Genomic DNA, 24469 nt, shown 5'->3' on the forward strand with positions numbered 1-24469 from the left:
AGAACGGCGACCAGGACCAGGACCAGCAGAATCGTGACGGCCGTCCAACGCAATCCGTTCCGGGGTGGGTGGGCGACCGGTTCTGCCGGAACACCTGCGGCGGCGCCCGCGGCCTGTCCGCGCAGCGTCGCCACCTCGTCGCGCAACCGGAGGAGTTCGGCGCGTTCGTCCTTGTCCAGTGAGCCGGTGCTCGTGCCGTCTTCCATTGCGGATCAGATCACTTCGGGGTTCCAGGTGGCGACCGCCCAGATCACGACGGCGTTCAGCGCGATGATCGTGATCGCCCACCCGGGGTAGTAGGGCAACCACAGGAAGTTGACGAAGATCGACAGGGCGCACAGCACCATCGCGCCGACACGCGCCCAGGTAGCCCCCGTGAACAGTGCCGCACCGACGGCCGCGACGATCACGCCGAGCACGAGATGGATCCAGCCCCAGGTAGTGACGTCGAATTGGTAGGTGTACTCGATGCCGACGACGATCACGTCGTCCTTGGCTACCGCGGAGATCCCCTGGAGGAACTCGAGCACGCCGACGGTGACGAGAAGAACCGCCCCGCCCATCGACGTTCCCTTTGCCACACCTTGCTTGACCAGCGATTCATCGGACATGACCGTTCCTCTTTCGTCACCGTACGAAATGAACTGGCGAAAGTAAGTATCCTCCGTCGGATCACCCCTTGTCAGGAAGATGCCCGGACGGGTGCGTATTGACCTCGCTCGACGCGGCGACGGAAAATATCTGCAGGCCAAGGTTTGTCCGGAAAGGGGATCGCGATGTCCGACGAGTCGTTGGTCAAGCAGGGGGTCGCTGCCGCGACGTCCATGGTGGCAGCGATAGTTTTGCTCACTATCGGAATTCTCCATGTGCTGTCGGGCATCTCGGCGCTCATGAAGGACGACCTCGTCGTGGCGGGCGCCGAGTACATCTACCAGTTCGACACGACCGCGTGGGGCTGGATTCACCTGGTGCTCGGTGTGATCGTTGCGGCCGTCGGTGTCATGTTGTTCACCGGGGCGACGTGGGCCCGCGTCGGCGCCATGGTGATCTGTGCTCTCTCGCTCCTCGCCAATTTTCTGTGGCTGCCCCACTACCCGTGGTGGTCGGTCGTCATGATCGTGCTGGACGTGTTCGTGATCTGGGCTGTCGCGACATGGAAGCCGGGCTATGAGGAGCGGCTCTAGGTCGCGAACCCGTCGAGTACCGGTCGTCAGGGCCCTGCCGGGTCACGGGCGATCCCGGGCTTTCGCCGCCAGCGAACCGACGCGGTCAGCACCCGGATGCCCAACGAGATCAGGATCAGGTTGCCGATGAGTTGTGCCGACACCACCGCCCGCGCGGTCTCCGTGGTGGCCACGATGTCACCGAATCCGACTGTGGTGAATACCGTCAGGGTGAAGTAGAGGGAATCGAGGCGGGTCAGCACTTCGCTGAAGTTGTCCTGGCCCGAGAGCGAGAGCAGAAAGTACGTCGTCGCGTAGCCGACGAGGTAGACCCCCACAGTGACGGCCAACGCCTCGACCGCCTGCACGACCGGGTATTCGGCACGCAGCACCCTGCGGATCTGCCAGACGTACACCGCGCAGACCACAGCGAGACCACCGACCACCAGGGACACGGTGCGAAGGTTGTCGACCGTGGTGAAGGGCAGCAGGAAATATGCGCCCACCAGCACTACCGTGGCGCACACCGGGCGCAGGATCGCCGGAACCAGCACACGTGCGCGCGCATGGCGGGAGAGACTTCGCACGCCGTCCTCGTCCATCGACACCGCCCAGCTCACCACCTTGTCGGCGATGGTGCGACTTGAAATTGCCACCTCCAGTTTCCGCCGATCGAGGAGCCGACCAGAGCGCTTTGGCCGTCTTTGCGCCTCGGAGCGCACCCACACGTCGATCGACACGGTTTCGGAGCAACCGAATTCACACCCCGAGTTCGCCACCCGGGTGCAACTCCACCGCAACGACACCCGCCCTCTCGGCGTGGTGGACGAATTCCGCGCCCGGACCGAAGAACAACCGGGGGCGCACGGCGTCGAGGCCGATCGGCCACAGTGTTCCGTAGTGGATCGGCACCGCCAGGCCCGCCTCCACCAGGCGTGCGACGACCGCGGCGCGAGTCGGGTCGAGGTGACCCTTGCCGAGGGTCGGACCCCAGCCCCCGACGGGTAGCAGCGCGAGATCGACAGGGCCGACGTGGTCGGCGAGGTCCGGGTACAGGTCGGTGTCGCCGGCGAAGTAGGTCCGCCGGTCACCCTCGGCGACGTACCCGACCGCGGGCGCGATCTGCGGGCCGCGCCGCCAGCGCCTGCCGTCGTGTCGGGCGGGCACGGCGCGCACGGTGACGTTGCCGATTCGTGCCTCTTCGCCCGGCCGCAGCAATACCAGGCGGTCGGCGAACTGTCGCAGCGCCGGCAGGCCGTCGACCGCCCGCCACGGTGCCACGATCGGGACGTCCGGATCGAGCATCCGCAGCGACGGCAGGTGCGTGTGGTCGGCGTGCAGGTGCGAGAGCAGGACTGCGTCCGGGTTGCGCACGTGCGGCCCGATCGGTGCGGGCCCTCGGCGGCGTCGTAGGTGCGCGACGTGGTCGGTCAGCACCGGATCGGTCAGGACGACCGTCCCGCGGTCCACGATCAGCGCGCTGGAATGTCCGAGCCAGCGCACACCGGGTGCGGCGGCAACCGGACCCGGCGTTGCGCTCACACCCTTACGATTCCAGATGACGAAAGGCGGTGCGATGCGCACGGTGGGCGGCGTGGTGCGGGTGCTCGTCGAATTCTTCGTGCTGTGGGGGTCGTCGGCGCTCGCGATCATCGTGCTCGACCGGATCCTCCGCGGCATCATCCTGGACCCGTCGAGCTTCGCTCCGATCCCGACGCTCCCGGCCGCGCTGGTGCTCGCGTTGGTGTTCGGCCTGCTCAACGCCGCGCTCTGGCCGGTGATGATGCGGTGCATGTCGTGGATCGGCCCGGTGCTGCTGTTCGTCGGGGTGTTCCTCGCCGGCGGTGTGATCATGCTGTTGACGCTGTACCTGGTACCAGTCGCGTCGGTGGACCAGCCGCGCGATGCGTTCTACCTCGCGGCGCTGCTCTCGCTGTTCACCTCCGTGATTTCGGGCGCGATCGCGTCCCGCTCCGATACCGCCTACCGACTGATGCAGGTGCGCCGACAGCGGTTCCGCTTGCGTCGCAACGCCGCGCTCGTGGACGCGTCCCCGGGGCTGTTGTGTATCCAGATCGACGGCCTCGGTTACGACGTGCTGCGTCGCGCGATCGCCGACGGCGTGACGCCCGGGCTGGCGAAGTTGGTGCGCGAGACCCACCAGCTGGTGCCGTGGCACACCGACTGGAGCAGTCAGACGGGTGCGACCCAGCTGGGCGTGCTGCACGGTTCCAACCACAACGTGCCGGCGTTTCGCTGGTACGACAAGACGACCGAGCACATTTCGGTGTTCAGCAACCCGGCCGACAACGAGCAGCGCGAACTCGAACGCACGGACATTCGTGGCCTGCTGGCGCACGACGGTGCGAGCCGCGGCAACCTGTTCACCGGCGGCGCGCACGACAACGTGCTCGTCGTCAGCCGCATGCGCGGTGCCCGCCTCGGCGGCGGTGCCGGCTACAGCGACTATTTCGCGGACCCGGCGAGCGCGCTGCGCACGTTCATCCGGATGGTCGCGGAACTGCAACGGGAACTGCGCCAGTCACTGCGCCAGAAGCGGAAGGACATCCAGCCGCGGGTGCCGCGGGGTGGGGTCTATCCGTTTGTGCGGGCGTTCGCGACCGTGCTCGCCACCGACGTCGCCGCCGCCGCGGTGGTCGGCGATCTGATCAAGGGGCGCAGTGTCGTCTACGTCGACCTGATCGGCTATGACGAGGTGTCGCACCACTCCGGCATTTCCCGGCCGGAGACCCTTGCGGTGCTGACCAAACTCGACGACGTCATCGAGATGCTGCTCGCCGTGGTGGGGCAGGCCGATCGGCCCTACCGCGTCGTCGTGTTGTCCGATCACGGGCAGAGTCAGGGCGCGACCTTCCTGCAGCGCTACGGGGAAACCCTGGGGCAGTTGGTCATCCGGCTTGCCGCACAGCGCGAACCGGTCGCGGGGAAGCGCCACTGGTACGAGCGCGAATCCGACGCCTCCCGACAGCCCGGGGCGGAGGGGCGCGGCTACGCCGCGGCCAGCGTGCACTCGCCGACGGCCRGCGAAGAGGCGCACGCCTCCACGGGCGAGCCGATCGTGCTCGGCTCGGGCAATCTCGGCCTGATCTACTTCCCACACCTGCCCGGCCGCGCCGATGTAAATGCCATCGAGGCTGCCCATCCCGGGCTGCTCACCGGGCTCCGCGAGCATCCCGGGGTCGGCTTCCTGCTCGTTGCCGCCCCGGGCGGGTCCGTGGTGCTCGGGCCCTACGGCCAGGTCGACGTGACGACCGGCGAGGTCACGGGCGAGAACCCGCTCGCGGTGATGGGCCCCGACGCGCTGGCGAAGGTGCGACGCACCGACACCTTCGACAACGTCGCCGACATCATGGTCGGCGGCGCATACTGGCCCGAGACCGACGAGGTCGCGGCGTTCGAGGAGCAGGTCGGCTCGCACGGCGGAATGGGCGGACCGCAGAGCACTCCGTTTCTCATCTACCCCGCCGACCTGCCCTCACCGCCCGACCCGCTGCACGGCGCCGAGGCCGTGCACAGGGTGCTCGCCGGATGGCGGGACCTTTCGACGGGACCGCGCGCAGGCGACCTATCGGGAACTGGCGCTTGACGGCTGGCGAAGACCGGCAGCCCGAGGCGTGCAATGTGCTGCGCTCGCCTCCGCGCACGGCGGAAGATGGACATACGACGGGAAGTCGGACCGTCGCGAGGAAGTACACGCCGCCGGTGAGGGGCAGTCACGTGAACAGATCAGGTACCGCCGATACCGGCGGCAGTGGCCGGCGCTGGTGGGCCCGTGTGGCGTTCGTATTCGCCGTCGGTGCGGCGGCGGTGCCCGTGCTGTTCGCCGGGGTGCTGGGCACCGTGGCGTTGCTCATCGTGGGGACCGGTGGCGTCGTGGTCACGGTGGCGGCGTTGTACTGGTTCCTCACCCGGCGCGGAGTGTTCAGGTGGATCTCCCTGGGAGTGGCGATTGTCGCGCCGATCGTCGTGCTGACACTGTTCGTCCGCGCACACCTGCTGTGGGTGGTGCTGCTCTCGTATGGCCTCGCTGTGCTGGCCGTCGTCTGCGCTCGCGCCGCTTTGCGTGGCAGACGTGCGGAGACGACCATGCCCGAATACCCTGCCCCGCCCGCGCAGCACCCGTTCCTGATCATGAATCCGCATTCCGGAGGCGGGAAGGTCACGAAATTCGACCTGAAGCGCAGAGCCGAGGAGCTGGGCGCCGACGTCGAGCTGCTCGAAGGGCCGGCCACCATCGACGTCACCGCACTGGCCCGGCGGGCGGTCGCGCAAGGGGCCGATCTGCTGGGGGTGGCGGGCGGAGACGGAACCCAGGCTCTCGTGGCGGCGGTCGCGGCGGAACACCACCTGCCGTTCCTCGTGATCAGTGCCGGAACCCGCAACCACTTCGCGATGGATCTCGGACTCGACCGCACCGATCCCACCCGATCGCTGGACGCACTCCGGGACGGTGTCGAGCTGCGTGTCGACCTCGGCACCATCAACGGCCGACCCTTCGTCAACAACGCGTCGTTCGGGGTCTACGCCGAAATCGTCCGCAGTCCCGCCTACCGCGACGACAAGGCCGCAACAGTGCTGACGCTGCTTCCCGATCTGCTCACCGGGCACGCGGGGCCTCGATTGGTCGCGCGGATCGGTGAGACGGCCGTGGAGGGACCGCAGGCGGTCCTGGTGAGCAACAATCCCTACGGCAACAGTGATCTGGCCGGTCTGAGCCGCCGGGACCGTCTCGATCGCGGCGTCCTCGGCGCGGTCACCGTGTCGGTGGCGAACACCCGGCAGGCGGTCGGTCTGCTGCGTCGCACCAATGTTCACGGTTTGACGCAGGAAACGGCGATCGAGGTGGTTGTGGACGCCGACACCCCGGAGATCCCCGTCGGAGTCGACGGCGAATCACTCATGCTCCGCACTCCGGTGCGGTGCACCATCGAACCGGACGCCCTGCGGGTGCGGGTGCCCAGGACGAGGCCCGGGGTGCGTCCGGCTGCGCCTGCATTCGACTGGGTGCGACTGTGGCGGGCGGCGCACGGCACTCACACTGCGTCCGGGGCGCCCCACGGTTGAGGGTTCAGCCGCCGGAAGGATCTCCGGTGTGGTCGGCTCGACTGTGAAATGCGGTGACAGCGGACTCGATGGTCGGATAGAAGTGCGACGAATCGAACCTGTCGCCCACCCCGAACCGGATGAGCCGATCCTTGATCGGRCCCTTCATCTCCGCGAACACCAACCGGATCTCTTTCCCTTCGAGATACGTGTCGAGGTCGACGAGTTCGTCGACGGCGGTGGTGTCGAGACCGGTGATCGGCTCGGACGCCACGACCACCCACTCGACCGGGGTCGGCGCGGCCGCCACCACCGAGCGCACGTATTCGTCGAAGATCTCGCCGTTGGCGAAGAAGAGGGGAGCGTCGAAGCGCACCAGCACCAGTCCGGGGATGCGGAGGCCGCCGGGGTGGCGTTGGACGTCGTGGAAGCCGGGGCGGTCGGGCGTCCGGACGAGTTCCGTGCGGTACGGCTGCCACGCCTGCGCGACCACCGCGACGAAGGACAACCCGATCGCGACGAGGATTCCCTGCAGCACGCCCACCAAGGCCACCCCGAGGAATGCCGCGACGGCGAGTCCGAACTCCACGGTGCTCATGCGCCACATCCGGACCATTCCACCGACATCGACCAGCGCGGTGGCGGCGACGATCACCACGGCCCCGAGTGTCGCGTCGGGGAGGTACGTGGTGACCCCGGGGGCGACGAGGACGAAGACCAGCACGGCGAGTGCTCCGACGACGCATGCCAGTTGGGTGCGGGCGCCGCTCTGTTCGGCCACCGGGGTCCGCGACCCGCTGGCGGAGATGGGGAACCCGCCGAACAGTCCGCCGGCGATGTTGGCCACGCCGACCGCCTTCATCTCCGTGCTGCCGTTCACGTCTTCACCGTGCCGGGCGGCGAACGTGCGGGACAGCACTCCCGTGTCGGCGAACGCGATCAGGGCGATACCGGCCGCGGGGCCGACGAGGTTCCCCACGTCCCCCCAGTCGACACCGCCGAACGACGGCAGCGGCAGGCCGGCGGGTAGGGCGCCGACCATCCCGATGTCGTCGGTGAGTCCGAGTGCCGCAGACAGGATGATCGCGCCGACCACGGCCACGAGGACACCGGGGATGCGGGGCACCCAGATGCGGAATCCGACGATGACGGCGAGGGAACCGATGCCCACGGCGGCGGCGACGGGGTCGATGTTGCCCTGTACCACGGACTTTCCGATCTCCCCGACCTCTCCGATGAGGCCGGACGCGTCGACGGAGAATCCGAGCAGCTTGGGCAGTTGGCCGACGACGACGATGAGCGCTATCGCATTGAGGTAGCCGAGCCGGATGGGCTTCGACAGCAGTTCGGTCACGAAGCCGAGATGCAGGAATCCGCCGACGAGGAGAATGAGGCCGACGAGGACGCCGAGGACGCCGGCGAGGGCGAGCGCGCTCTCCGGGTCGTCGGCCACGGCGAGCGGCAGGACCGCCGCGGCGATGAGCGGTGCCAGCGACGAGTCCGGGCCGAGCACGAGGATCTTCGACGGTCCCACCAGGGCATACGCGAGGAGCGGGATGATCGTCGCGTAGAGGCCGGCGTAGGCGGGCAACCCGGCGGCCTCCGCGTACCCCATCCCGGCGGGAATGAGCAGGGCGGTGAGGACGAGTCCGGCGGTGACGTCGGGGCGTAACCACTCCCGGCGGTATGCCCGCGCCGTCGCGATCCCGGGTAACCGGCCGAGGCTTCCTGTCCAGGACATGGTCGGGTCTCAGCGTGCGCGCTGGGGGTCGACGACGGCGGGGGCGGTCATCGGTGCGGGCGGCTCCGAGTGGAGGTGGCGCCGGCGCCGGAACGCCTTCTCCGCTTCGACGACGATCGGGATGATCAGTGACCACCCGAGGCAGGCGAGCCACTGGCCGCCGGTCAGCGACGTGGTCATGAGGAGGTCCTGGAGGAACCCAGCCTCGACCGCGAACACCGTCACGATGACCGGGATCGACAGGATCTTCAGTGCGCCGAGGATCGGTGGGGTGAGCCCGGACTCCGGGTCGCGCCGCATGACGAGCCCGGCGAGGATGGAACCGAACGACAGCACCACGAACGCCGTCGTCATGGGGACGGTCGCCTCGGTCGTGCTCATCTCGCCCGGCGCGAGGAGCATCGCGGCAAGCGTGACGGCGAACTGCAGGACGCCGTATGCCAGCCACTGCACGAACGCCCTCCGGTTGGCGATCGGCATCTTCGGGTCGCGGGGCGGCTTGTTCATCAGATCCGGCGCAGGAGGGTCGAGCATGATGACGGCGACCGGGAACAGCGTGATGAAGAAGTGCTGGAACAGCACCATCAGCGGGGTGAGCGCGACCCCGTCGTTGATGTCGAAAATGCTCGCGACGAGAAACAGCAGCACCAGCGAGAACAGTTTCGACATCTGGTATCGGATGTAGGACACGATCTTGTCGTAGATGTTGCGGCCCAACCGGATCGCGGTGATCAGGGTACCGAAATTGTCGTCGGTGAGCACCATCTTGCCCGCCTGTTTGGTGACTTCGCTCCCCGAGCCCATGGCTACGCCGATATCGGCCTTCTTCAGCGCGGCCGCGTCGTTGACGGCGTCCCCGGTCATCGCCACGACCGCGCCGTTCTTCTGCATGACGTCGGCCAGGCGTAGTTTGTCCTGGGGAGTGACGCGGCCGAACACGTGCAGGTTCGGGAGTGCGGCCGACAGTTCTTCATCGGTCATGGCCTGCAGTTCCGCACCACCGATCGCGCCCGGTCCGAGCCCGAGTTCGGCGCCGATCGCGGATGCCGTGATCGCGTGGTCGCCGGTGATCATGCGGACGTCGATGCCGGCCTCGTGGGCGGTGCGCACCGATTCGATCGCCTCCGGCCGAAGCGGGTCGATGATGCCGACCATGCCGACGAACGTGAGGTCCGCGACGTAGGACATGGGGTCGGCCACCGCGGCCTCCTCCTGCCCGTCGAGGCGGCGGACCGCGAAGGCCAGCACGCGAAGTCCCTTCTCGGACATGGTCCGATTCGCTGCCGTCAGTTCCTCCCGGACCTCGTCGAGCGGCACCTCCTGCCTGCCCGGCCGGAAGGCGGTCGCGCACCGCGCCAGGACAACGTCGGGCCCGCCCTTGACCAGTTCCACGAATTGGGTTCGGCCATCGACTTCCAGATGGTGGAACGTCGCCATGAACTTGTATGCGGAGTCGAACGGCACGGCGGCGACGCGCGGATACGTTCGCCGGGTCAGTGGGGCGTCGACACCGATCTTCGCCGCGAGCACCACCAGCGCGGCTTCCGTCGGGTCGCCGACGACCTCTCCGGTGCCGGAGACCGTGGCGTCGCTGTCGAGGCACAACCCGTACGCGAGCAGCGTGAAATCCGGGGCGGCCTCGCCCGCGACGTGGGTGATCTTCCCCGACTTGGCGTAACCCTCACCATCGACGGTGTACCACCGGCAGTGGAAGTACAGCGACCGCACGGTCATCTGGTTCATCGTCAGCGTGCCGGTCTTGTCCGAGTTGATCACGCTGGTCGCGCCGAGCGTCTCGACGTCCGTGAGATTCTTCACGATGGCTTTGGCGTCGGCCAGCTGCCGTGCACCGTAGGCCAGCATCGCCTGGACGAACGTCGGCAGACCGGTGGGGATCGCGGAGACCCCCATGGAAATGCCGAGCAGCAGAAGCGTCGTCACGTCCTGTCCGCGAATCACCCCGATGATCACGATGATCGCCACCGAAGTCCACGCGATGACGCCGAGCACTTTCGTGAGCGAGTCCAGTTCGCGCTGCAGCGGGGACTTGCTCGGTGCGACCGCAGACAGCATCGACGCGATCTGGCCCATCTGGGTGTGCATTCCCGTCTCGGTGACCACCATGGTGGCGGTACCGCGGGTGACCGAGGTGTTCTGGAAACCCATGTTGCTGCGGTCGCCGAGAGAAACGTCGATGGTGCCGAGCGTCTGGGGGTCCTTCGCGACGGGTGCACTCTCACCCGTCAGTGCCGCCTCCTGGGTCTCCAAGGTGGCCGTCGTGAGCAGGCGGCCGTCCGCGGGGACGATGTCGCCCGCCTCGAGCTGCACGACGTCGCCCGGCACGAGCTCGGTGGCGTCGAGCTGGGTCAGAGTGCCGTCGCGGACCACCCGCGCCTGCGGTGTCTGCATCTTCGCCAGTGCGTCGACGCTGGCGCGCGCCTTCACTTCCTGCCGTGTGCCCAGCACGATGTTGAGCCCGACGAGAACCGCGACCACGATCGCCGTCGGAATTTCGCCGATGACGATGCTGACCACGGCCACCGCGACCAGCATCAGGTTCATGGGGTCCTTCAACTGCAGCAACGCGATCGACCACGTCGACGGCGCCGGCTCGGAGGCGATCTCGTTCGGACCGTGCCGTCGGCGACGTTCGTCCACTTCGCCGGCCGTCAGCCCCGCCTGCCGATCGGAGGCCAGTGCGGACACGACGGCGTCGGCGTCCTGGGCATGCCAGGCAGTCTGCGCTTGCGCGGGTTCCGTCGAGACCATGACCGCTCGTCCTTTCGGCTCGGATTCTCAGTAGGGGGTGGGAATCCAGTGCAGTGGCTGCCTCGGCGCCTCGTAGCCGTGCGGGCCCCGCCGCTCCGGCAAGGTGATGTCGGGGCGTTCGAGGGGTTCGTAGGGGATCTGGCTCAGCAGGTGGCTGATGATGTTGAGCCGACCGCGTTTCTTGTCGTCGTTGACCGCGACGTACCAGGGCGCCCAGCCGGTGTCGGTGAAGTGGAACATCTCGTCCCGCGCCCGCGAGTAGTCGTACCAATGGGTGTACGACTTCAGGTCCAGGTCCGACAGCTTCCAGACCTTCCGCGGATCGTCGATCCTGCTCTGCAGGCGAAGCGTCTGTTGTTCCTCGCTCACCTCCAGCCAGTACTTCAGCAGGATGACGCCCGAGTCGACGATCGCGCGTTCGACCGTCGGGACGAGTTGGAGGAACTGCTGCGCTTCCTCCTCGGTGCAGAAACCCATCACCCGTTCGACGCCCGCGCGGTTGTACCAACTGCGGTCGAAGATGACGACCTCTCCGCCGGCCGGGAGATGGGGAAGGTACCGCTGCACGTACATCTGCGACTTCTCGCGATCGGTCGGGGCAGGCAAGGCGACGACACGGAATACGCGCGGACTGACCCGCTCGGTGATCGCCTTGATCACGCCGCCTTTCCCGGCGGTGTCGCGGCCCTCGAAGACGATGCAGATCCGCGCATCCGACGATTTCACCCACTCCTGCAATGCGACGAGTTCGCCGTGAAGCGGACGGAGTAGGCGGCGGTACTTCTTGTTCTTCATCGGTGCGGCAGGCTCGGCACCGTCCGGCCGGGGCAGGTCGAGGCCGGACTTCTCGTGCTTCGACTTCTTTCCCACGGCTTCTACCCTGGCCGCCGACTGCTCAGACCCGATCCGGATTCCAGGTCGACACGGCCCAGATCACCACGACGTCGAGGGCGATGATGAGCACCGACCACCACGGGTAGTAGGGAAGCCACAGGAAGTTGGCGAGTATGGAGACGGCCGCGATCACGATCGCGGACACTCGAGCCCATCCCGCGCCGGTGAACAGCGCGAGGCCGACGCCTGCGACGAGCACACCCAGCACGATGTGGATCCAGCCCCAGGTGGTCAGGTCGAACTTGTAGATGTAGTTCAGCCCCGCCACGAATACTTCGTTCTCGGCAACCGCAGCGATTCCTTGGAAGAGGTGGATGATCCCCACGGTCACCATGATGATGGCCGCCCCGATCGAAGTGCCTGCCGCGACGCCCTGCTTGACCGACGTTGTCTCGGACATGACCGTCCCTTTCCCTACTGCGAGCCGGCGGCCCGGTACCTCCATTGTCCGCCGTTCCACCTGGCGGTAGTCGGGAAATTGGATTTCCGCGAATTCTGCGGATACTGGATCGATCCCAGAATCAGGCATATTCACCGCCCTGACACCGAACCGAGTTGCTCGAGAGGCCATTTCGTGTCTTGACGGTGGTTTCGCAGCGGGACGACGATGAGTCGATGATCGGTGACGACGAGTTCCTTCAGGTCGAACAGGTCATCGAGCGCCTGATGACTCGGTACCCGTCCGTGTCACCCGTGGACATCGAGCACACCGTGCGCACAGTTCACAAGCGCTTCGCGGAGTGCAGGATCCGGGACTTCGTCCCGCTCCTGGTGGAGAAGGCCGCCCGCCGCGACCTTGCCGACAGTACGGTGCCGGCCGCCGGTGACATTGTGCTCTAGCGGTGTCGTCGCGGACTGGGTAATACTGGTGCGACGCCGTGTGTGGCTGTCGCTGCTGTCTTCAGAAGAGAGGTCCTGCAGTGAACGACACCGATTTCGACGAACTCGGGCCCATCGACTATCTCGTCGTGGAGTTCCCTGCCGACCGGAGACCCGACGGATCGGCCTTGCCCCTTCTGATCGACCTGGTAGAACGAAACATCATCCGCGTGCTCGACCTGATCTTCGTCCGTAAGGAAGCCGACGGATCACTCGCCGGTGTCGCCATCGAGGACCTCGGGCTCGACGGCGGTGTGGACGTGACGCTGTTCGCCGAGGCGGCGACGGGTCTGATCGACCGAACAGACCTCGAGGACGCGGCTGCCGTCCTGGCCCCCGGATGCTCCGGAGCTATCCTCGTCTACGAGAACTGCTGGGCCGCACCGTTCGCCTCCGCCCTCCGGCGCGAGGGTGCGCAGCTGGTGGCCTCCGGGCGAATCCCCGTCCAGGGCATTCTGGCGGCGCTCGACACGCTCGACACCACCAATTGAGATTCGAGGAGGCCGGAATCCTGGCCTGCTGACCGGAACACCTAGTGGACGGAGCGTCGAAAATGGAAGGTTTCTGGGAGTTCTTCTGGTTCATCTTCGTCTGTTTCGCCTTCGCGGCCTACTTGTCCGTGTTGTTCTCGATCATCACCGACCTGTTCCGGGATCGCGAGACCTCGGGGTGGGTCAAGGCGATCTGGATCCTCTTGCTGTTCGTCATTCCCTTCCTGTCGGCACTGGTGTACGTGATCGCCCGGGGCGACGGCATGGCGAAGCGGTCGATGGCCGCCGCTCATCAGGTCAAGCAGGCCCAGGACTCCTACATCCGCGACGTCGCCGGGAAGTCCCCGGCTCAGCAGATCACGGAAGCCAAGGCGCTGCTCGATTCCGGCGCGATCACCGACGCCGAGTTCCAGGCGATCAAGACGAAGACACTGACGTAGCGTCGGTCGACGGTCGGCCGGGCAGACTCGGCAGAAATCCGAACATCCCACGTGGGCTTCGGTGTTCACGGGACGTGGTGTGATTGCGGATTGCCGTCGATAGCGACTCTGTGACAGCTACGCTTGGTAGGTGCCGAACGATGTGATCGATGGTGCACCCGAGCGCGAAGCCGGTCCTGTCCGGCCACCCGGGCATCGTCGCTGGCTTCCCGACCGCTATGCCTTCGGGGGGCTGGTGGTCGCGGTCCTGTTCGTGTGGCTGTCGTTGACGCCGACACTGCTGCCGCGCGGTCCGTTCTTCCAGGGATTGGTCACCGGCGTCTCGGCGGCGATCGGCTACGCCATCGGATTCCTCGGTTCCAAGTTGGTCCGCTACCTCGTGCAGCGGGAGGCGCCCACCCATGTGAAGACAATGGTGCGCCGGGTGGCGTCGGTGATCGGAATCGTCGGAACCGTAGCGATACTGGTGTGGTTCTGGGATTGGCAGTCGCAGTTGCGGGCGATCATGAGTGCCGCACCATTCCCGTGGTTCGGGTATCTCGTCATGGTGGTCGTGGCGGTGCTGATCTACGTCGGGTTGGTGGCGCTTGCCCGGGTTCTGCTGCGGGCGGTGCGGTGGGTCGAACGCAAGATCAGCCGGGTGGTGCCGCGGCGGATCTCGGCGACGGCCATCGGCGTACTGGTGGTGGCGCTGCTGTTCGCACTCGTCAACGGCGCCGCGGTGCGCGTGATCATGTCGGGGCTGAACAATTCGTTCGCCGCCGTCAACCAGGAGACCAAGGCCGGTGACGAGCCGCCGACGTCGTCGCTGCGTTCGGGCGGACCGGACTCGCTCGTCACGTGGGATTCGCTGGGCCGGCAGGGCCGTTCATTCATGTCGCGTGGCCCGACCGTCGACGAATTGTCCGCGTTCAATGGCGGGCGGCCCGCGGTGGAGCCGATCCGGACTTACGCCGGGCTCGCCAGCGGCGGCGATTCGATCACCGGGAACGCCCAGCTGGCAGCGGACGAACTCGAACGCGCCGGCGGGTTCGATCGTGCGGTCGTGGGCGTGGCCACGACCACCGGTACCGGGTGGATCAACGAGAGCCTCGCCTCCTCGCTGGAGTACATGTACAACGGCGACACCGCGATGGTCGGATTGCAGTACTCCTATCTGCCGAGTTGGCTGTCCTTCCTGGTCGACAAGGAGCGTGCCCACCAGGCCGGGGAGGCATTGTTCGACGCTGTGTACGACAAGTGGAAGGTATTGCCACCGGAGTCCCGTCCGAAGCTCGTCGTGATGGGGGAGAGTCTCGGCTCCTTCGGAGGTGAAAGTGCATTCGGCAGTGTCGACGACGTCGAGGCTCGCACCGACGGCGTGCTGTTCACGGGGCCGCCGAACGCGAACGAGATATGGACCGACGTCACCACGAACCGCGATCCGGGCTCGCCCGAATGGCTGCCGATCTACGAGCAGGGCGAGACCGTCCGATTCGGTGCGCGGGCGCAGGAGGACCTGCCGCGCCCCGACGCCCCGTGGGGACGGCCGCGGATGGTCTACCTCCAACACCCGTCGGACCCGATCGTCTGGTGGTCGCCGGAACTGCTGCTGAGCGAGCCCGACTGGCTGAAGGAGGACCGTGGCTACGACGTCCTCGACAGCACACAGTGGTTCCCGTTCGTGACTTTCCTCCAGGTGGCGGCCGACATGGCGGTGTCGACGGGCGTTCCCGACGGGCACGGACACACGTACGTCGTCGACATCGCCGACGCGTGGAGCGCAATCCTGTCGCCCGAGGGCTGGACCCCGGCGGATACCGAGCGCCTGCGGACGACGCTCGCCGAGATGGGGGAGGACGGCTGACCTGTTGTGCGGGCCGGCGGCTACGGCGACGCGAGGAAGGACCTGACAGCGGGTGCGAGATCGGTTGCGTTGGTGACGATGTCGAGGTGACCGCCGGGGTGCAGGTGCAGCGTCGCGTGCGGCAGGAGCGCGTTCATGATGTGGGCGTTGGCGATGGGAATGATCGGGTCGTCGGTGCCCGCGACGATCAGTGTGGGCTGCCGGATGAGCGGAAGTATCGGCAGGCTCGTCCACATCGCCCCCGCGAGGAGTTGATGGAGATAACCGATGCGGGAGCCCGTGTGCATCTGTTTTCTGAAGACTCGCGCAACGGCTTCACCGCCGAGGCGCGCCGTGCCACCGTACAGGTCGCCGGCGATGGCAGCCGCATAGCCGGTGTCGGTGAACCGCCTCGGAGTCAGCATCTTCGCGAGCACACGCGGGTGGCCCGGAATCATCAGGGCCCCGGTCCCGGTGGCGACGAGGACGACGCGCCGACAGCGCCGCGGATTCTGCAGGGCGAACTGCTGGGCCAGCGCTCCGCCCCAGGACAAGCCGAGGATGTCGACGACATCGACCCCGATCTCGGTGAGGAGGCGGCTCAGGCCGCACGCGAGGGCAGGAATCCCGTACGGGACCGGTGAGGCCGGCGAACCCCCGGTACCGGGCACGTCGAAACTGATGATCGTCGCCGCCGGATCCAATGCGGCGACCAGCGGGTCCAGTACTTCCAGGCCCGCTCCGATGCCGTTGCACAGAACCAGGGGCACACCGGTCCCGCGGCGGATCCGCACCCGGATCCGCCGACCCCCGACCGGAACGTCCCTGTCTTCGAACCGGTCGCCCCTGCCGAACAATTCGGTCACGCTCACGTGTAGAGCACCACGACGTCCGCGATGCATACCGGACGCGTTCCGCCGTCGATCTCGTAGGTCAACCCGAAGACTGCCTCGATGCCGGCCGGTTTCCGTTGCGCGGCGATCACGGACACTGTGACGCGCAGCGCGGAACCGACGGGCACGGGCGCCGGGAACCGCACCTTGTTCAGGCCGTAATTGAGGGCGGCGTGGACGCCGTCGACGGTGAGAACCTCGGCGAGGATGCTCGGCGCCAACGACAGCGTGAGATAGCCGTGCGCGATCGTGCAGCCGAAGGGGCCATGGGCCGCCCGTTCGGGATCGGTGTGGATCCACTGGTGGTCCCCGGTCGCGTCGGCGAACAGATTCACCTGATCCTGAGCAATTTTGAGCGTGCCGGTGGTTCCGACGGTCTGTCCGACGAGCCCGAGGAGATCGGTGGGCTGTGTGAGATGCATGGGCATGAATGTCCCTCTGTGGTGTCGAGCGGGTCAGCTGTGGTGGACGTAGGTGCCCGGGGCGGGCCCGAGCGGGGGGAACTGCCGGGCGCCGAGGCTGCCGGGGGCGTCGATGTCGGGTCCGCTGCGTTCGCCGAGCCAGCGGGCGTAGTCGGGCCACCACGAGTCCGGTGCGGTCTCCGCCGCGGCCAGCCATTCGTCCGGAGTCTCCGGGTCGGGTTGCCCGAATCGGAAGGACGCTCGCGGATTGCCCGGGGGGGTTCACGAGTGAGGCGATGTGTCCGTTCGACGACAGCACGAACCGGGAGTCCTTGCTGCCGAGCAGGCGAGCGCTCCGGTAGGTGGACTGCCACGGGCAGAGGTGGTCGGCGGAGCCGCCGACGACGTACGCGTCGGCGGTCACGGTGGCAAGGTCGACGGGTGTGCCGAGCATGGTCGCAGCGCCCGGCGTCGTGAGCGCGTTGCGCAGCCCGAGCAGGACGAGATCGCGGTGCAATGCCGCCGCCATGCGGGTGGTGTCGGAGTTCCAGAACAGCACGTCGAAGGCGGCAGGAGCCCGGCCCTGCACGTAGTTGTTCACCCAGTACCGCCAGACCAGGTCGGTCGGACGCAGCCAGGCGAACATCTCGGCGAGGGTGCGGCCGTCGAGATACCCCTTGGCGGCCGAGTCGCGGATCGCGGCCGCGGCGGCGCGCTCGCTCATGACGGCAGCCGCGGTGCCGGCCTGGGTCTGGTCGAGGACGGTGACGGCCAGGGTGAGGCCGGCGATGCGGTCGCCCTCACCGATCTCGGCGAGATGTGCCGCGACCATCGCCGCGAGAATCCCACCCGAGCAGGTGCCCAGGACGTGGGCGCTGTCGGTCCCGGCAATGCACTGCGCCGTATCGAGCGCCTCCACGATCGCCGCGCCGTAGGTGTCGGCATCCCAGTCCCGGTGCCGGGCGTGGGGGTTGCGCCAGGAGATCGCGAAGACCTGCTGACCCTGCTGCAGGAGGTACTCGATCAGACTGCGGCCCGGTGCAATGTCGAGGATGTAGTACTTGTTGATGACGGGCGGGACGATCAACAGCGGTGTGGCGTGGACCTTCTCCGTCTGCGGCGTGTAGTGGATCAGTTCGAAGGTGCGGGTCTGCAGGACCACGGCACCCTTCGTCGCAGCCACGTCCTCCCCGACGGCGAACGCGTCGGGTTCGACCATGGCGGGCACGCGCGGTTTCGACAGCATGTCGCGGACGAGCGCGCGGACTCCGCGTGCCGCACTGAGGCCGCCCGTGTCCACCATTGCCTTCCAGCCCAGCGGGCTGAGAAGTGGATTGTTGGTGGGGGACATGCCTTCGACGAGGTTGTCGAGGACGAACCGCATCCGCTCGTGGTCACGCCAGTCCAGTTCGGCGTCGTCGAGCAGGGCCGCAGCGGTGTGCGACGTCGCGAGATACGCCTGCATCGCCCGGCGCAGGGCCGGATTCTGCTGCCACGCGGCGTCGCCGAAGCGTTTGTCCGACTTCGCGGGAGTTCGATCCGAGGTGCCGACGGCGATGGCGCCGAGTTCGCGGACGAGGGCGCCGCCGCGCCGGGCAACGGTACCCGGCCGGCCGGCGAGGCCGACCCCGAGACGGGTCCACGAGCTGTCGGGGAGCATGCGGGCGGCGACGCCGCGGGTTCCGCTGGTGAGCAGAAGGTCGAGGGGAGCGGTGAGCTCGTCGGGGATGGTGGGGAGGGGAGTGTCGCTCACGCTTGTGCTTTCGGTATCAGAGTGCGGCCGGGGCGCGGCCGAGTTCGCGTTTGAGGATCTTGCCGGTGGCGGTCATGGGAAGGGTGGTGACGAATTCGACGGTGCGGGGGTACTTGTAGCTCGCCATCTGCTGCTTGGCCCAGGCGATCACCTCGTCCGCGGTGACCCGTGCGCCGGGCTCGAGGATGACGTAGGCCTTGATCTCCTCGCCGTGACTGTCGTCGGGGACGCCGACGACGGCGGCGAGAGAAATGGCGTCGTGGCCGAGGAGGACTTCTTCGATCTCACGGGGGTACACGTTGAATCCGCCGCGCACGATCAGGTCCTTGGCCCGGTCGACGATGTAGTAGAAGCCGTCGTCGTCGACGCGGGCGAGGTCGCCGGTCCGGAACCAGCCGTCCCGCAGCACTTCTGCCGTGGCGTCCGGGCGGTTGTAGTAGCCCTTCATGATGTTGTGCCCGCGCAACGCGATCTCGCCGATGTCACCGGCTCCGGTGACGGTGTTCCAGTTCTTGTCGACGAGCCGGGCCTCGATTCCCCACACGGGGACACCGATCGATCCGGGCCGTGGATCGCCGCCGGGATCGCTGAACGTCGCGAGCGGCGACGTCTCGGACAGTCCGTATCCCTCGAGGATCTGGACACCGAAGCGGTCGGCGAACCGGGTGAGGATCTCCACCGGCAGCGCGGCGCCACCGGAGATCGCCAGTCGCATGTTGCCGGCGATGCGGTCGATGTCGGCGGGGTGTTCGTCGGGGGCGCCGAGCAGACCCCAGTACATGGTGGGCACCCCGGCGAATACGGTGATGTTCTCCCGTTCGATGAGATCGAGTGCGGCGGCGGCCTCGAACCGGGGCAGCAGCACGAGGGTCGCCCCGACCGAGATTCCGGCGTTGAGGGTGACGGTCTGGCCGAACGAGTGGAACAGCGGCAGGGTCACCAGGTACCGGTCGTGGGTGGCCGGTGTGCTGTCGAAGAGACGATTGGCGGTCAGCGCGTTCAGCACCATGTTGGCGTGGGTGAGCTCGGCGCCCTTGGGTTTTCCGGTGGTCCCGCTCGTGTAGAGGATGACCGCGGTGTCCCCGGGTTCGCGGACCACGGTCTCGCACTCGATGTCGCGATCCGCGACGGCGTCCGCGAGCGTTCCGATGCCGTCGATCGAGGCGGGAGCGTCCGGGTCGGTGGTGATGCGGAACATGCTGCGGCAGTGCGGACTCTGCGTGAACGCGGAGCGCCCGTACTCGCCCATCGGCAGGTCGGGGGTGCCGTCGTAGCACAAGTACGCCTTGGCGTCGGAATCTGCGAGGTGATAAGCGATCTCGCGGTCCTTGAGGAGGACGTTGAGCGGTACGACCACCGCGCCGGCCTTGAGGATGCCGTAGTAGACGACGGGGAACTGGGGGATGTTGGGACAGGAGAGCGCGACCTTGTCACCGGGTTCGATGCCGCATGACATCAGCAGGTTCGCGACCTGGTTCGACCGGGCGTCGAGGTCGGCGTACGTCATCCGTGCGTCGCCGAGAATCAGGGCATCGCGGTCGGGGAATCGGCGGGCGGAGTCTTCGAGAAGGACGGAAAGGTTGAGCACGGGAGACTTTCTCGTGGTGGGAGGGTGGGAGAAGCGCTACGACAGCGCCGCTGCGGTGGCGGCGCGCACCAGGTCTTCGGTGACCCCGGGCGCGCACTCGCGCAACACGAGACCGGAGTCGGTGACGTCGACGACGGCTAGGTTGGTGATGACCCGGTGCACGACACCGCGTCCGGTGAGAGGCAGGGTGCAGCGTTCGACGATCTTCGGGGCACCGGACTTGTCGCAGTGCTCCATGACCACGATGACTTTGCGGGCGCCGTGCACGAGGTCCATCGCACCGCCCATGCCCTTGACCATCCTCCCCGGAACCATCCAGTTCGCGAGGTCGCCTGCCGCGGAGACCTGCATTCCGCCGAGGACGGCGGTGTCGATGTGGGCGCCGCGGATCATCCCGAAGCTGAGCGCCGAATCGAAGAACGACGCACCCGCGTTGACGGTGACCGTTTCCTTGCCTGCGTTGATCAGATCCGCATCCACCGCGTCCTCGTCCGGATACGGTCCGGTGCCGAGGATGCCGTTCTCGCTGTGCAGCGTCACGTCGAACCCTGCGGGCAGGAAGTTCGGGATCAGCGTGGGCAGCCCGATACCGAGGTTGACGTACTCACCCGGCGACAGTTCCCGGGCGGCACGGGCTGCCATGTCCTCGCGGGTCCAGCCGATCGTCTCGACGATGGTGGTCATGTCAGTCCTTCCTCGCGGCGACGGTGCGCTTCTCGATCTGCTTGTCCTGAGTCCCGGTGTGGACGATGCGGTCGACGAAGATCCCCGGCAGGTGCACCCGCGCCGGGTCGAGGACCCCGGGCTCGACGAGCTGCTCGACCTGTGCGATACAGATGCGGCCGGCCATCGCGGCGAGCGGGTTGAAGTTGCCTGCGGCCTTCGCGAAGACGAGGTTGCCTTCGGCGTCGCCGATGCGGGCGTGGACGAGTGCGAAGTCGGCAGTGATCGACTCCTCGAGCACGTACTGGCGGCCTGCGAATTCGCGGACCTCCTTCGGCGGAGACGCGACGGCCACCGATCCGTCGGCTGCGTACCGCCACGGCAGCCCGCCGTCGGACACGGGCGTTCCGACCCCGGCAGGGGTGAAGAACGCGGGGATCCCCGCACCGCCGGCTCGCAGCTTCTCGGCCAGGGTGCCCTGCGGCGTCAGTTCGACCTCGAGTTCACCCGACAGGTACTGGCGGGCGAATTCCTTGTTCTCCCCGACATATGACGCGGTGACGCGGCGAATCCGGTTGCGGGTGAGCAGGATCCCGAGCCCGCGGTCGTCGACGCCGCAGTTGTTGGAGTACACCTCCAGGTCGGTGGCGTCACCGGCGGCGATCGCGGCGATCAGCTCGTCCGGGATGCCGCACAACCCGAACCCGCCGACCGCCAGCGACGCACCGGGCCCGATGTCCGCGACGGCGTCGGCGGCCGAACCGAACACTTTGCGCGTCATCGGGCATCTGCGTTCGCGAGGCCGGGGACGACCGTGCTCTCAATCAGTTCCCGAAGCAGTTCCTCGGCGTACGGCCAGTACCCGTAGCCGGCGGCGGGATTGAGGTGGCCGACCGCGCCGAGGTCGACGAGCTTGCTGCCCCACGACTCGGCCATCCCGGCGACCCGGCGGAATCGGGCCATCGGATCGTTGGTGCTGGCGGCGACGACGCTGGGGAACGGCAGCCGGCCCCGGGGGACGGGATCCCAGCCACCCTGCTCGAGTTCCCCGGGGGTGGGATACCCCGCGGGCAGTGGTTCCTCGAGGTCCGGTGGGGTGACCAGCAGGGCGCCCTGGACCGGGCAGGTGGACTGCTGCGCCCAGTGGACGGTGATCGCCACTCCCGCACTGTGAGCGACCAGCACGACCGGGCCGTCGATGTCGGCGACGACGGCGTCGAGGGCGGCGACCCGGGCCGCGAGGCTGAGCTTGTCCCGTTCGAGCGGCGGCACCGTCCGCGCGGTGTCGAGTCTCTCGGCGAGCAAGGTCTGCCAGTGGTCGGCGACGTGGTCCCGCAGTCCGGGCACGATCACCACGGTCGGTGCGGTGGAGGTGGAGGTGGTCACGGTCGACTCCAGTTCTTCGGAGGTGGATCAGGCGGGTGCGGTGGTGAGGGCGGCGAGCTTGCGGCGTCCGGCCGGGTAGGCGCGCTTGCCGAGGACGAGGGCGATGATCGCGACGATGTAGATCAGGGGAGCGATCTGCAAGGCAGTGACGAGCCCGAAGCGGTCGGCAAGCACCCCGACGACGAAGGGCCCCAGTGCCAGTCCGAGGAGGTTGTTGGCGAGGGTGAGCGTGCCGAAGGCCGAGGCGCGCACCGACGAGTGGGTGAGGTTCGCGACCATCGCGGCGATGGGGCCGGACGAGCCGGCGGAGAAGAAGGCACCGATACCGATCAGGACCAGTTGGGACGTGCCGGTCGGCAACTGGAACCCGGCGCCGAGGAAGACGAGGGAGATCACTCCGAAGACCACCGCGGTGGTCCATTTCCGAGCGGGATCGTTGCGGCTCACGCGGTCGGTGATGATGCCGCACACCACCATGCCGCTGCCGACGAGCAGGACGAAGATCGAGGCCATCGCACCGGCCTTGTCGAGGGCGAGACCGTAGGACCGGTTGAAGAAACTCGGCAGCCACGCCAGAAGCACACCTGCGGTGAACATCTGGAGACCACCACCGATGTAGGCGAACACGACGGCGGGGGTGGTGAACAGGCTCGAGATCGGCGCCCGGAATCCGGCGGGGCCGGGTGTGTCGGCAGGGTCGTCGTCGGCCGCATGCTGAGCAAGTTTGCGTTCGGAGACCAGAGCCCGGAACAGGGCGACGAGCATGAGCCCGAAGACGGCCATCGCGGCGAACGACCAGCGCCAGCCGAGGTTGACGGCGATCACGCCGCCGAGGGCGACGCCGATCACGGACCCGAACGATCCGCCGCCCATGAAGGCGCCGCTGAGCGTGGAGTGCACTCGCGGGGCGAACACGCTGAGAACCACCGCGATGCCGACGCTGCCGTACGCGGCTTCACCCACGCCGACCAGGAAGCGGGCCCCGAGCATCTGCTCGTAGCTGCTCGCCACGGCGCAGAGCAGGGTTGCGAGGCTCCAGAGCACGGCCATCAGGAGCAGGCTCTTCACGCGACCCCACCGGTCGGCGAGCAGCGACAGCGGGAGGGTCAGCAGTCCGACCATCAGCGCGACGACGCTGCTGAGCGACGCCAGCTGTGAATCGGTCAGTGTCCATTCGGTTTTGAGGAGCGGGAAGACGGCACTGAGGACCTGCCGGGACATGTAGTCCGACAGCAGCAGACCGAAGGTGAGTGCGAAGACGATCCACGGATAGAACCGGGACCGGGAGGCCGGAGCGGTGCTCCCGGTGGTGGTATTCGGGGTGGTGGTGTTCAGGGCGGTGGTGGCAGGCAGTCCCATGAGGCCTCCTATGGCCGTCAGGAGTGATAAAGGGGTGGGGGAGAGAGCGGGCAGCGATCTACCCGCTCTCTCCCCGGTCGTGACCGAGATCCCCCCGGCGCCGGAACTCAGGCGTGGTGGGTGAAGCCCACCTGGCCGGGACGGCGGTTGGGCGCGTAGCCGAGCTTGGCGAGGGTTTCGTCGGCATCGGCGTAGGTCTGACCGATCCGGTAGATGTCGCGGGCCTCCTTGCCGGTGGCCACTTCGCGGCCCAGTTCACCGGCGACGCGGACCAACTGCTCGATCTGCTGGACGGAGGTCATCTTCTCGCCCTTGCGTCCCCAGATGGTGTCCTCGTTACCGCAACGGGGGTGCAGGCCCATCGCGATCGCCATCGCGTTGACCGGCAGCACGCTGCGCATCAGGGTCTCGAGGGTCAGGCAGGCGCCGTCCGGGACTCGCTGGATGAAGTTCATGATGTTGTACGGGTTGGGTCCGTCGAAGCCGCCGCCGATGCCGACCCAGGTCAGGTTGAGCGGACCGGTGTAGATCCCGCGCCGGATGAGCCGCTCGACGGTCTCGAGCTGGGGGATGCTCGAGAGCTGGAAGTGCGGCTGAATTCCGGCCGCCTGCAGGCGACGCAGATGCTCCTCGACCCACGCCGGGCCTGCCGGGACCGTCATCTCCCGGTACGCCTCGGCGAGCTCGGGCCGCTCCATCGAGGTGCCGGCGATGTCGTCGGCGGTCATGAGTTCCATGATGTTCATCTGAGAGGTGTTGATCGCGATCGTGACCTGGTCGGGTGCGGGATCGAGGTCGGCCAGCATGTGCCGGGTGTCGTCAGAGAGCCACTTCGCATCCGCCCCTTCGCCTTCGGGTGCGAAGGAGATCGATCCGCCGACCTGCAGGATCATGTCCGGCACCGCCTGGCGGAGTCCGGCGAGCAACTCGTTGAACTTCGAGAGCCGCTTGGAGCCCTTGCCGTCGAGCTCGCGGACGTGGATGTGCAGGACGGTGGCGCCGGCCTCGTAGCAGTCCACCGCCTTCTGGACGTGCTCGTCCATCGTCAGCGGCAGGTCTTCGCGGAAGTCGTCCGGCTCCCACTCGGGACCGTACGGGGCACAGGTGATGACCAGCTTCTCCTGGGTCTCGGGGAAGAGGGCGTCGTCGTGGAAGTGCAT

22 protein-coding genes and 2 pseudogenes are annotated in these 24469 nt (G+C 67.5%); 7 read left to right on the plus strand and 17 right to left on the minus strand.

The genetic code is table 11. The features are described from left to right. Both AC1D1G_RS17215 and AC1D1G_RS17220 read right to left on the minus strand, forming a co-directional pair. Positions 1-206 (minus strand): annotated as a pseudogene (locus AC1D1G_RS17215) (hypothetical protein); the annotation flags it as partial. Positions 207-212: 6 nt separating this feature from the next. Beyond that, on the minus strand, positions 213-611 hold the full coding sequence (locus tag AC1D1G_RS17220) for a DUF7144 family membrane protein (protein ID WP_105414911.1): 399 nt from the start codon (positions 609-611) through the stop codon (positions 213-215). Between the two features lie 165 nt (positions 612-776). On the opposite strand from AC1D1G_RS17220, the gene AC1D1G_RS17225 reads away from it, so the two are divergent. After that, complete coding sequence (locus AC1D1G_RS17225) at positions 777-1184, plus strand: DUF7144 family membrane protein (RefSeq protein ID WP_283335809.1); 408 nt, start codon at positions 777-779, stop codon at positions 1182-1184. A 26-nt stretch (positions 1185-1210) separates the two neighbouring features. Here AC1D1G_RS17225 and AC1D1G_RS17230 read toward each other — a convergent pair whose 3' ends face one another. After that, positions 1211-1819 carry a potassium channel family protein gene (locus tag AC1D1G_RS17230; RefSeq protein ID WP_283353094.1) on the minus strand — a complete coding sequence of 203 codons (609 nt, stop codon included), beginning with the start codon at positions 1817-1819 and terminating at the stop codon, positions 1211-1213. Positions 1820-1922: 103 nt separating this feature from the next. After that, entirely contained in the window at positions 1923-2705 is a 783-nt protein-coding gene (locus AC1D1G_RS17235) for an MBL fold metallo-hydrolase (RefSeq protein ID WP_317570931.1), read from the minus strand. Between the two features lie 34 nt (positions 2706-2739). Here AC1D1G_RS17235 and AC1D1G_RS17240 point away from each other — a divergent pair, with 34 nt between their 5' ends. Beyond that, on the plus strand, positions 2740-4770 hold the full coding sequence (locus AC1D1G_RS17240) for an alkaline phosphatase family protein (protein ID WP_477953013.1): 2031 nt from the start codon (positions 2740-2742) through the stop codon (positions 4768-4770). Positions 4771-4901: 131 nt separating this feature from the next. Then, positions 4902-6248: a diacylglycerol/lipid kinase family protein gene (locus AC1D1G_RS17245; protein WP_477952993.1), complete on the plus strand. Its 1347-nt coding sequence runs from the start codon at positions 4902-4904 to the stop codon at positions 6246-6248. Between the two features lie 4 nt (positions 6249-6252). Here the strand turns inward: AC1D1G_RS17245 and AC1D1G_RS17250 are convergent, their stop codons facing one another. From AC1D1G_RS17250 to AC1D1G_RS17265, 4 genes are read right to left on the minus strand one after another with little or no spacing between them, the layout of a single operon-like run. Continuing rightward, on the minus strand, positions 6253-7968 hold the full coding sequence (locus AC1D1G_RS17250) for a SulP family inorganic anion transporter (protein WP_477952994.1): 1716 nt from the start codon (positions 7966-7968) through the stop codon (positions 6253-6255). A gap of 9 nt (positions 7969-7977) precedes the next feature. Beyond that, positions 7978-10737: a cation-translocating P-type ATPase gene (locus AC1D1G_RS17255; protein ID WP_283353092.1), complete on the minus strand. Its 2760-nt coding sequence runs from the start codon at positions 10735-10737 to the stop codon at positions 7978-7980. Between the two features lie 27 nt (positions 10738-10764). Then, a complete protein-coding gene (gene ppk2, locus AC1D1G_RS17260) occupies positions 10765-11607 on the minus strand; it encodes a polyphosphate kinase 2 (protein ID WP_009476826.1) in 843 nt (280 codons plus the stop codon). A gap of 25 nt (positions 11608-11632) precedes the next feature. Then, a complete protein-coding gene (locus AC1D1G_RS17265; protein WP_009476827.1) occupies positions 11633-12031 on the minus strand; it encodes a DUF7144 family membrane protein in 399 nt (132 codons plus the stop codon). A gap of 215 nt (positions 12032-12246) precedes the next feature. Between AC1D1G_RS17265 and AC1D1G_RS17270 the strand changes: the two genes are divergently transcribed. The 4 genes from AC1D1G_RS17270 to AC1D1G_RS17285 all read left to right on the plus strand — a co-directional run bounded on the left by AC1D1G_RS17270 (position 12247) and on the right by AC1D1G_RS17285 (position 15287). Further along, a complete protein-coding gene (locus AC1D1G_RS17270; protein WP_283335803.1) occupies positions 12247-12471 on the plus strand; it encodes a three-helix bundle dimerization domain-containing protein in 225 nt (74 codons plus the stop codon). An 80-nt stretch (positions 12472-12551) separates the two neighbouring features. Continuing rightward, complete coding sequence (locus AC1D1G_RS17275; protein WP_011596324.1) at positions 12552-13001, plus strand: DUF6325 family protein; 450 nt, start codon at positions 12552-12554, stop codon at positions 12999-13001. Between the two features lie 62 nt (positions 13002-13063). Next, entirely contained in the window at positions 13064-13441 is a 378-nt protein-coding gene (locus AC1D1G_RS17280; protein WP_317570929.1) for an SHOCT domain-containing protein, read from the plus strand. A gap of 130 nt (positions 13442-13571) precedes the next feature. Continuing rightward, on the plus strand, positions 13572-15287 hold the full coding sequence (locus AC1D1G_RS17285) for an alpha/beta hydrolase (protein WP_477952995.1): 1716 nt from the start codon (positions 13572-13574) through the stop codon (positions 15285-15287). A 20-nt stretch (positions 15288-15307) separates the two neighbouring features. On the opposite strand, the gene AC1D1G_RS17290 is transcribed toward AC1D1G_RS17285, so the two are convergent. The 9 genes and pseudogenes from AC1D1G_RS17290 to AC1D1G_RS17330 form a co-directional block, all read right to left on the minus strand. Continuing rightward, positions 15308-16138, minus strand: a complete 831-nt coding sequence (locus tag AC1D1G_RS17290; RefSeq protein WP_477952996.1) for an alpha/beta fold hydrolase — start codon at positions 16136-16138, stop codon at positions 15308-15310. After that, complete coding sequence (locus AC1D1G_RS17295; protein WP_477952998.1) at positions 16135-16587, minus strand: MaoC family dehydratase; 453 nt, start codon at positions 16585-16587, stop codon at positions 16135-16137. Before AC1D1G_RS17295 ends, AC1D1G_RS17290 begins: the two co-directional genes overlap by 4 nt. A gap of 27 nt (positions 16588-16614) precedes the next feature. After that, a pseudogene (locus AC1D1G_RS17300) lies at positions 16615-18313 on the minus strand (PHA/PHB synthase family protein). A 16-nt stretch (positions 18314-18329) separates the two neighbouring features. Continuing rightward, complete coding sequence (locus AC1D1G_RS17305) at positions 18330-19901, minus strand: long-chain-fatty-acid--CoA ligase (protein ID WP_477952999.1); 1572 nt, start codon at positions 19899-19901, stop codon at positions 18330-18332. Positions 19902-19937: 36 nt separating this feature from the next. Next, positions 19938-20585 carry a CoA transferase subunit B gene (locus AC1D1G_RS17310; protein WP_317570924.1) on the minus strand — a complete coding sequence of 216 codons (648 nt, stop codon included), beginning with the start codon at positions 20583-20585 and terminating at the stop codon, positions 19938-19940. A gap of 1 nt (position 20586) precedes the next feature. After that, complete coding sequence (locus AC1D1G_RS17315) at positions 20587-21345, minus strand: CoA transferase subunit A (RefSeq protein WP_283335794.1); 759 nt, start codon at positions 21343-21345, stop codon at positions 20587-20589. Then, a complete protein-coding gene (locus AC1D1G_RS17320) occupies positions 21342-21950 on the minus strand; it encodes an RBBP9/YdeN family alpha/beta hydrolase (RefSeq protein WP_477953001.1) in 609 nt (202 codons plus the stop codon). Before AC1D1G_RS17320 ends, AC1D1G_RS17315 begins: the two co-directional genes overlap by 4 nt. Before the next feature lie 27 nt (positions 21951-21977). After that, positions 21978-23309 (minus strand): MFS transporter, encoded by a 1332-nt coding sequence (locus AC1D1G_RS17325; RefSeq protein ID WP_477953002.1) that lies wholly within the window; start codon positions 23307-23309, stop codon positions 21978-21980. A gap of 107 nt (positions 23310-23416) precedes the next feature. Continuing rightward, on the minus strand, positions 23417-24469 hold the full coding sequence (locus AC1D1G_RS17330) for a beta-keto acid cleavage family enzyme (RefSeq protein WP_283335791.1): 1053 nt from the start codon (positions 24467-24469) through the stop codon (positions 23417-23419).

This window comes from Rhodococcus sp. P3_B8 (genome assembly GCF_056402775.1).

What these genes read in the sequence shown, in the direction of transcription:
- AC1D1G_RS17310 (WP_317570924.1), bottom strand. Translation starts at nt 20,585, where the DNA reads ATGACCACCATCGTCGAGACGATCGGCTGGACCCGCGAGGACATGGCA.
- AC1D1G_RS17265 (WP_009476827.1), bottom strand. Translation starts at nt 12,031, where the DNA reads ATGTCCGAGACAACGTCGGTCAAGCAGGGCGTCGCGGCAGGCACTTCG.
- AC1D1G_RS17325 (WP_477953002.1), bottom strand. Translation starts at nt 23,309, where the DNA reads ATGGGACTGCCTGCCACCACCGCCCTGAACACCACCACCCCGAATACC.
- AC1D1G_RS17280 (WP_317570929.1), top strand. Translation starts at nt 13,064, where the DNA reads ATGGAAGGTTTCTGGGAGTTCTTCTGGTTCATCTTCGTCTGTTTCGCC.
- AC1D1G_RS17295 (WP_477952998.1), bottom strand. Translation starts at nt 16,587, where the DNA reads ATGCCCATGCATCTCACACAGCCCACCGATCTCCTCGGGCTCGTCGGA.
- AC1D1G_RS17255 (WP_283353092.1), bottom strand. Translation starts at nt 10,737, where the DNA reads ATGGTCTCGACGGAACCCGCGCAAGCGCAGACTGCCTGGCATGCCCAG.
- AC1D1G_RS17225 (WP_283335809.1), top strand. Translation starts at nt 777, where the DNA reads ATGTCCGACGAGTCGTTGGTCAAGCAGGGGGTCGCTGCCGCGACGTCC.
- AC1D1G_RS17330 (WP_283335791.1), bottom strand. Translation starts at nt 24,469, where the DNA reads ATGCACTTCCACGACGACGCCCTCTTCCCCGAGACCCAGGAGAAGCTG.
- AC1D1G_RS17315 (WP_283335794.1), bottom strand. Translation starts at nt 21,345, where the DNA reads ATGACGCGCAAAGTGTTCGGTTCGGCCGCCGACGCCGTCGCGGACATC.
- AC1D1G_RS17270 (WP_283335803.1), top strand. Translation starts at nt 12,247, where the DNA reads ATGATCGGTGACGACGAGTTCCTTCAGGTCGAACAGGTCATCGAGCGC.
- AC1D1G_RS17220 (WP_105414911.1), bottom strand. Translation starts at nt 611, where the DNA reads ATGTCCGATGAATCGCTGGTCAAGCAAGGTGTGGCAAAGGGAACGTCG.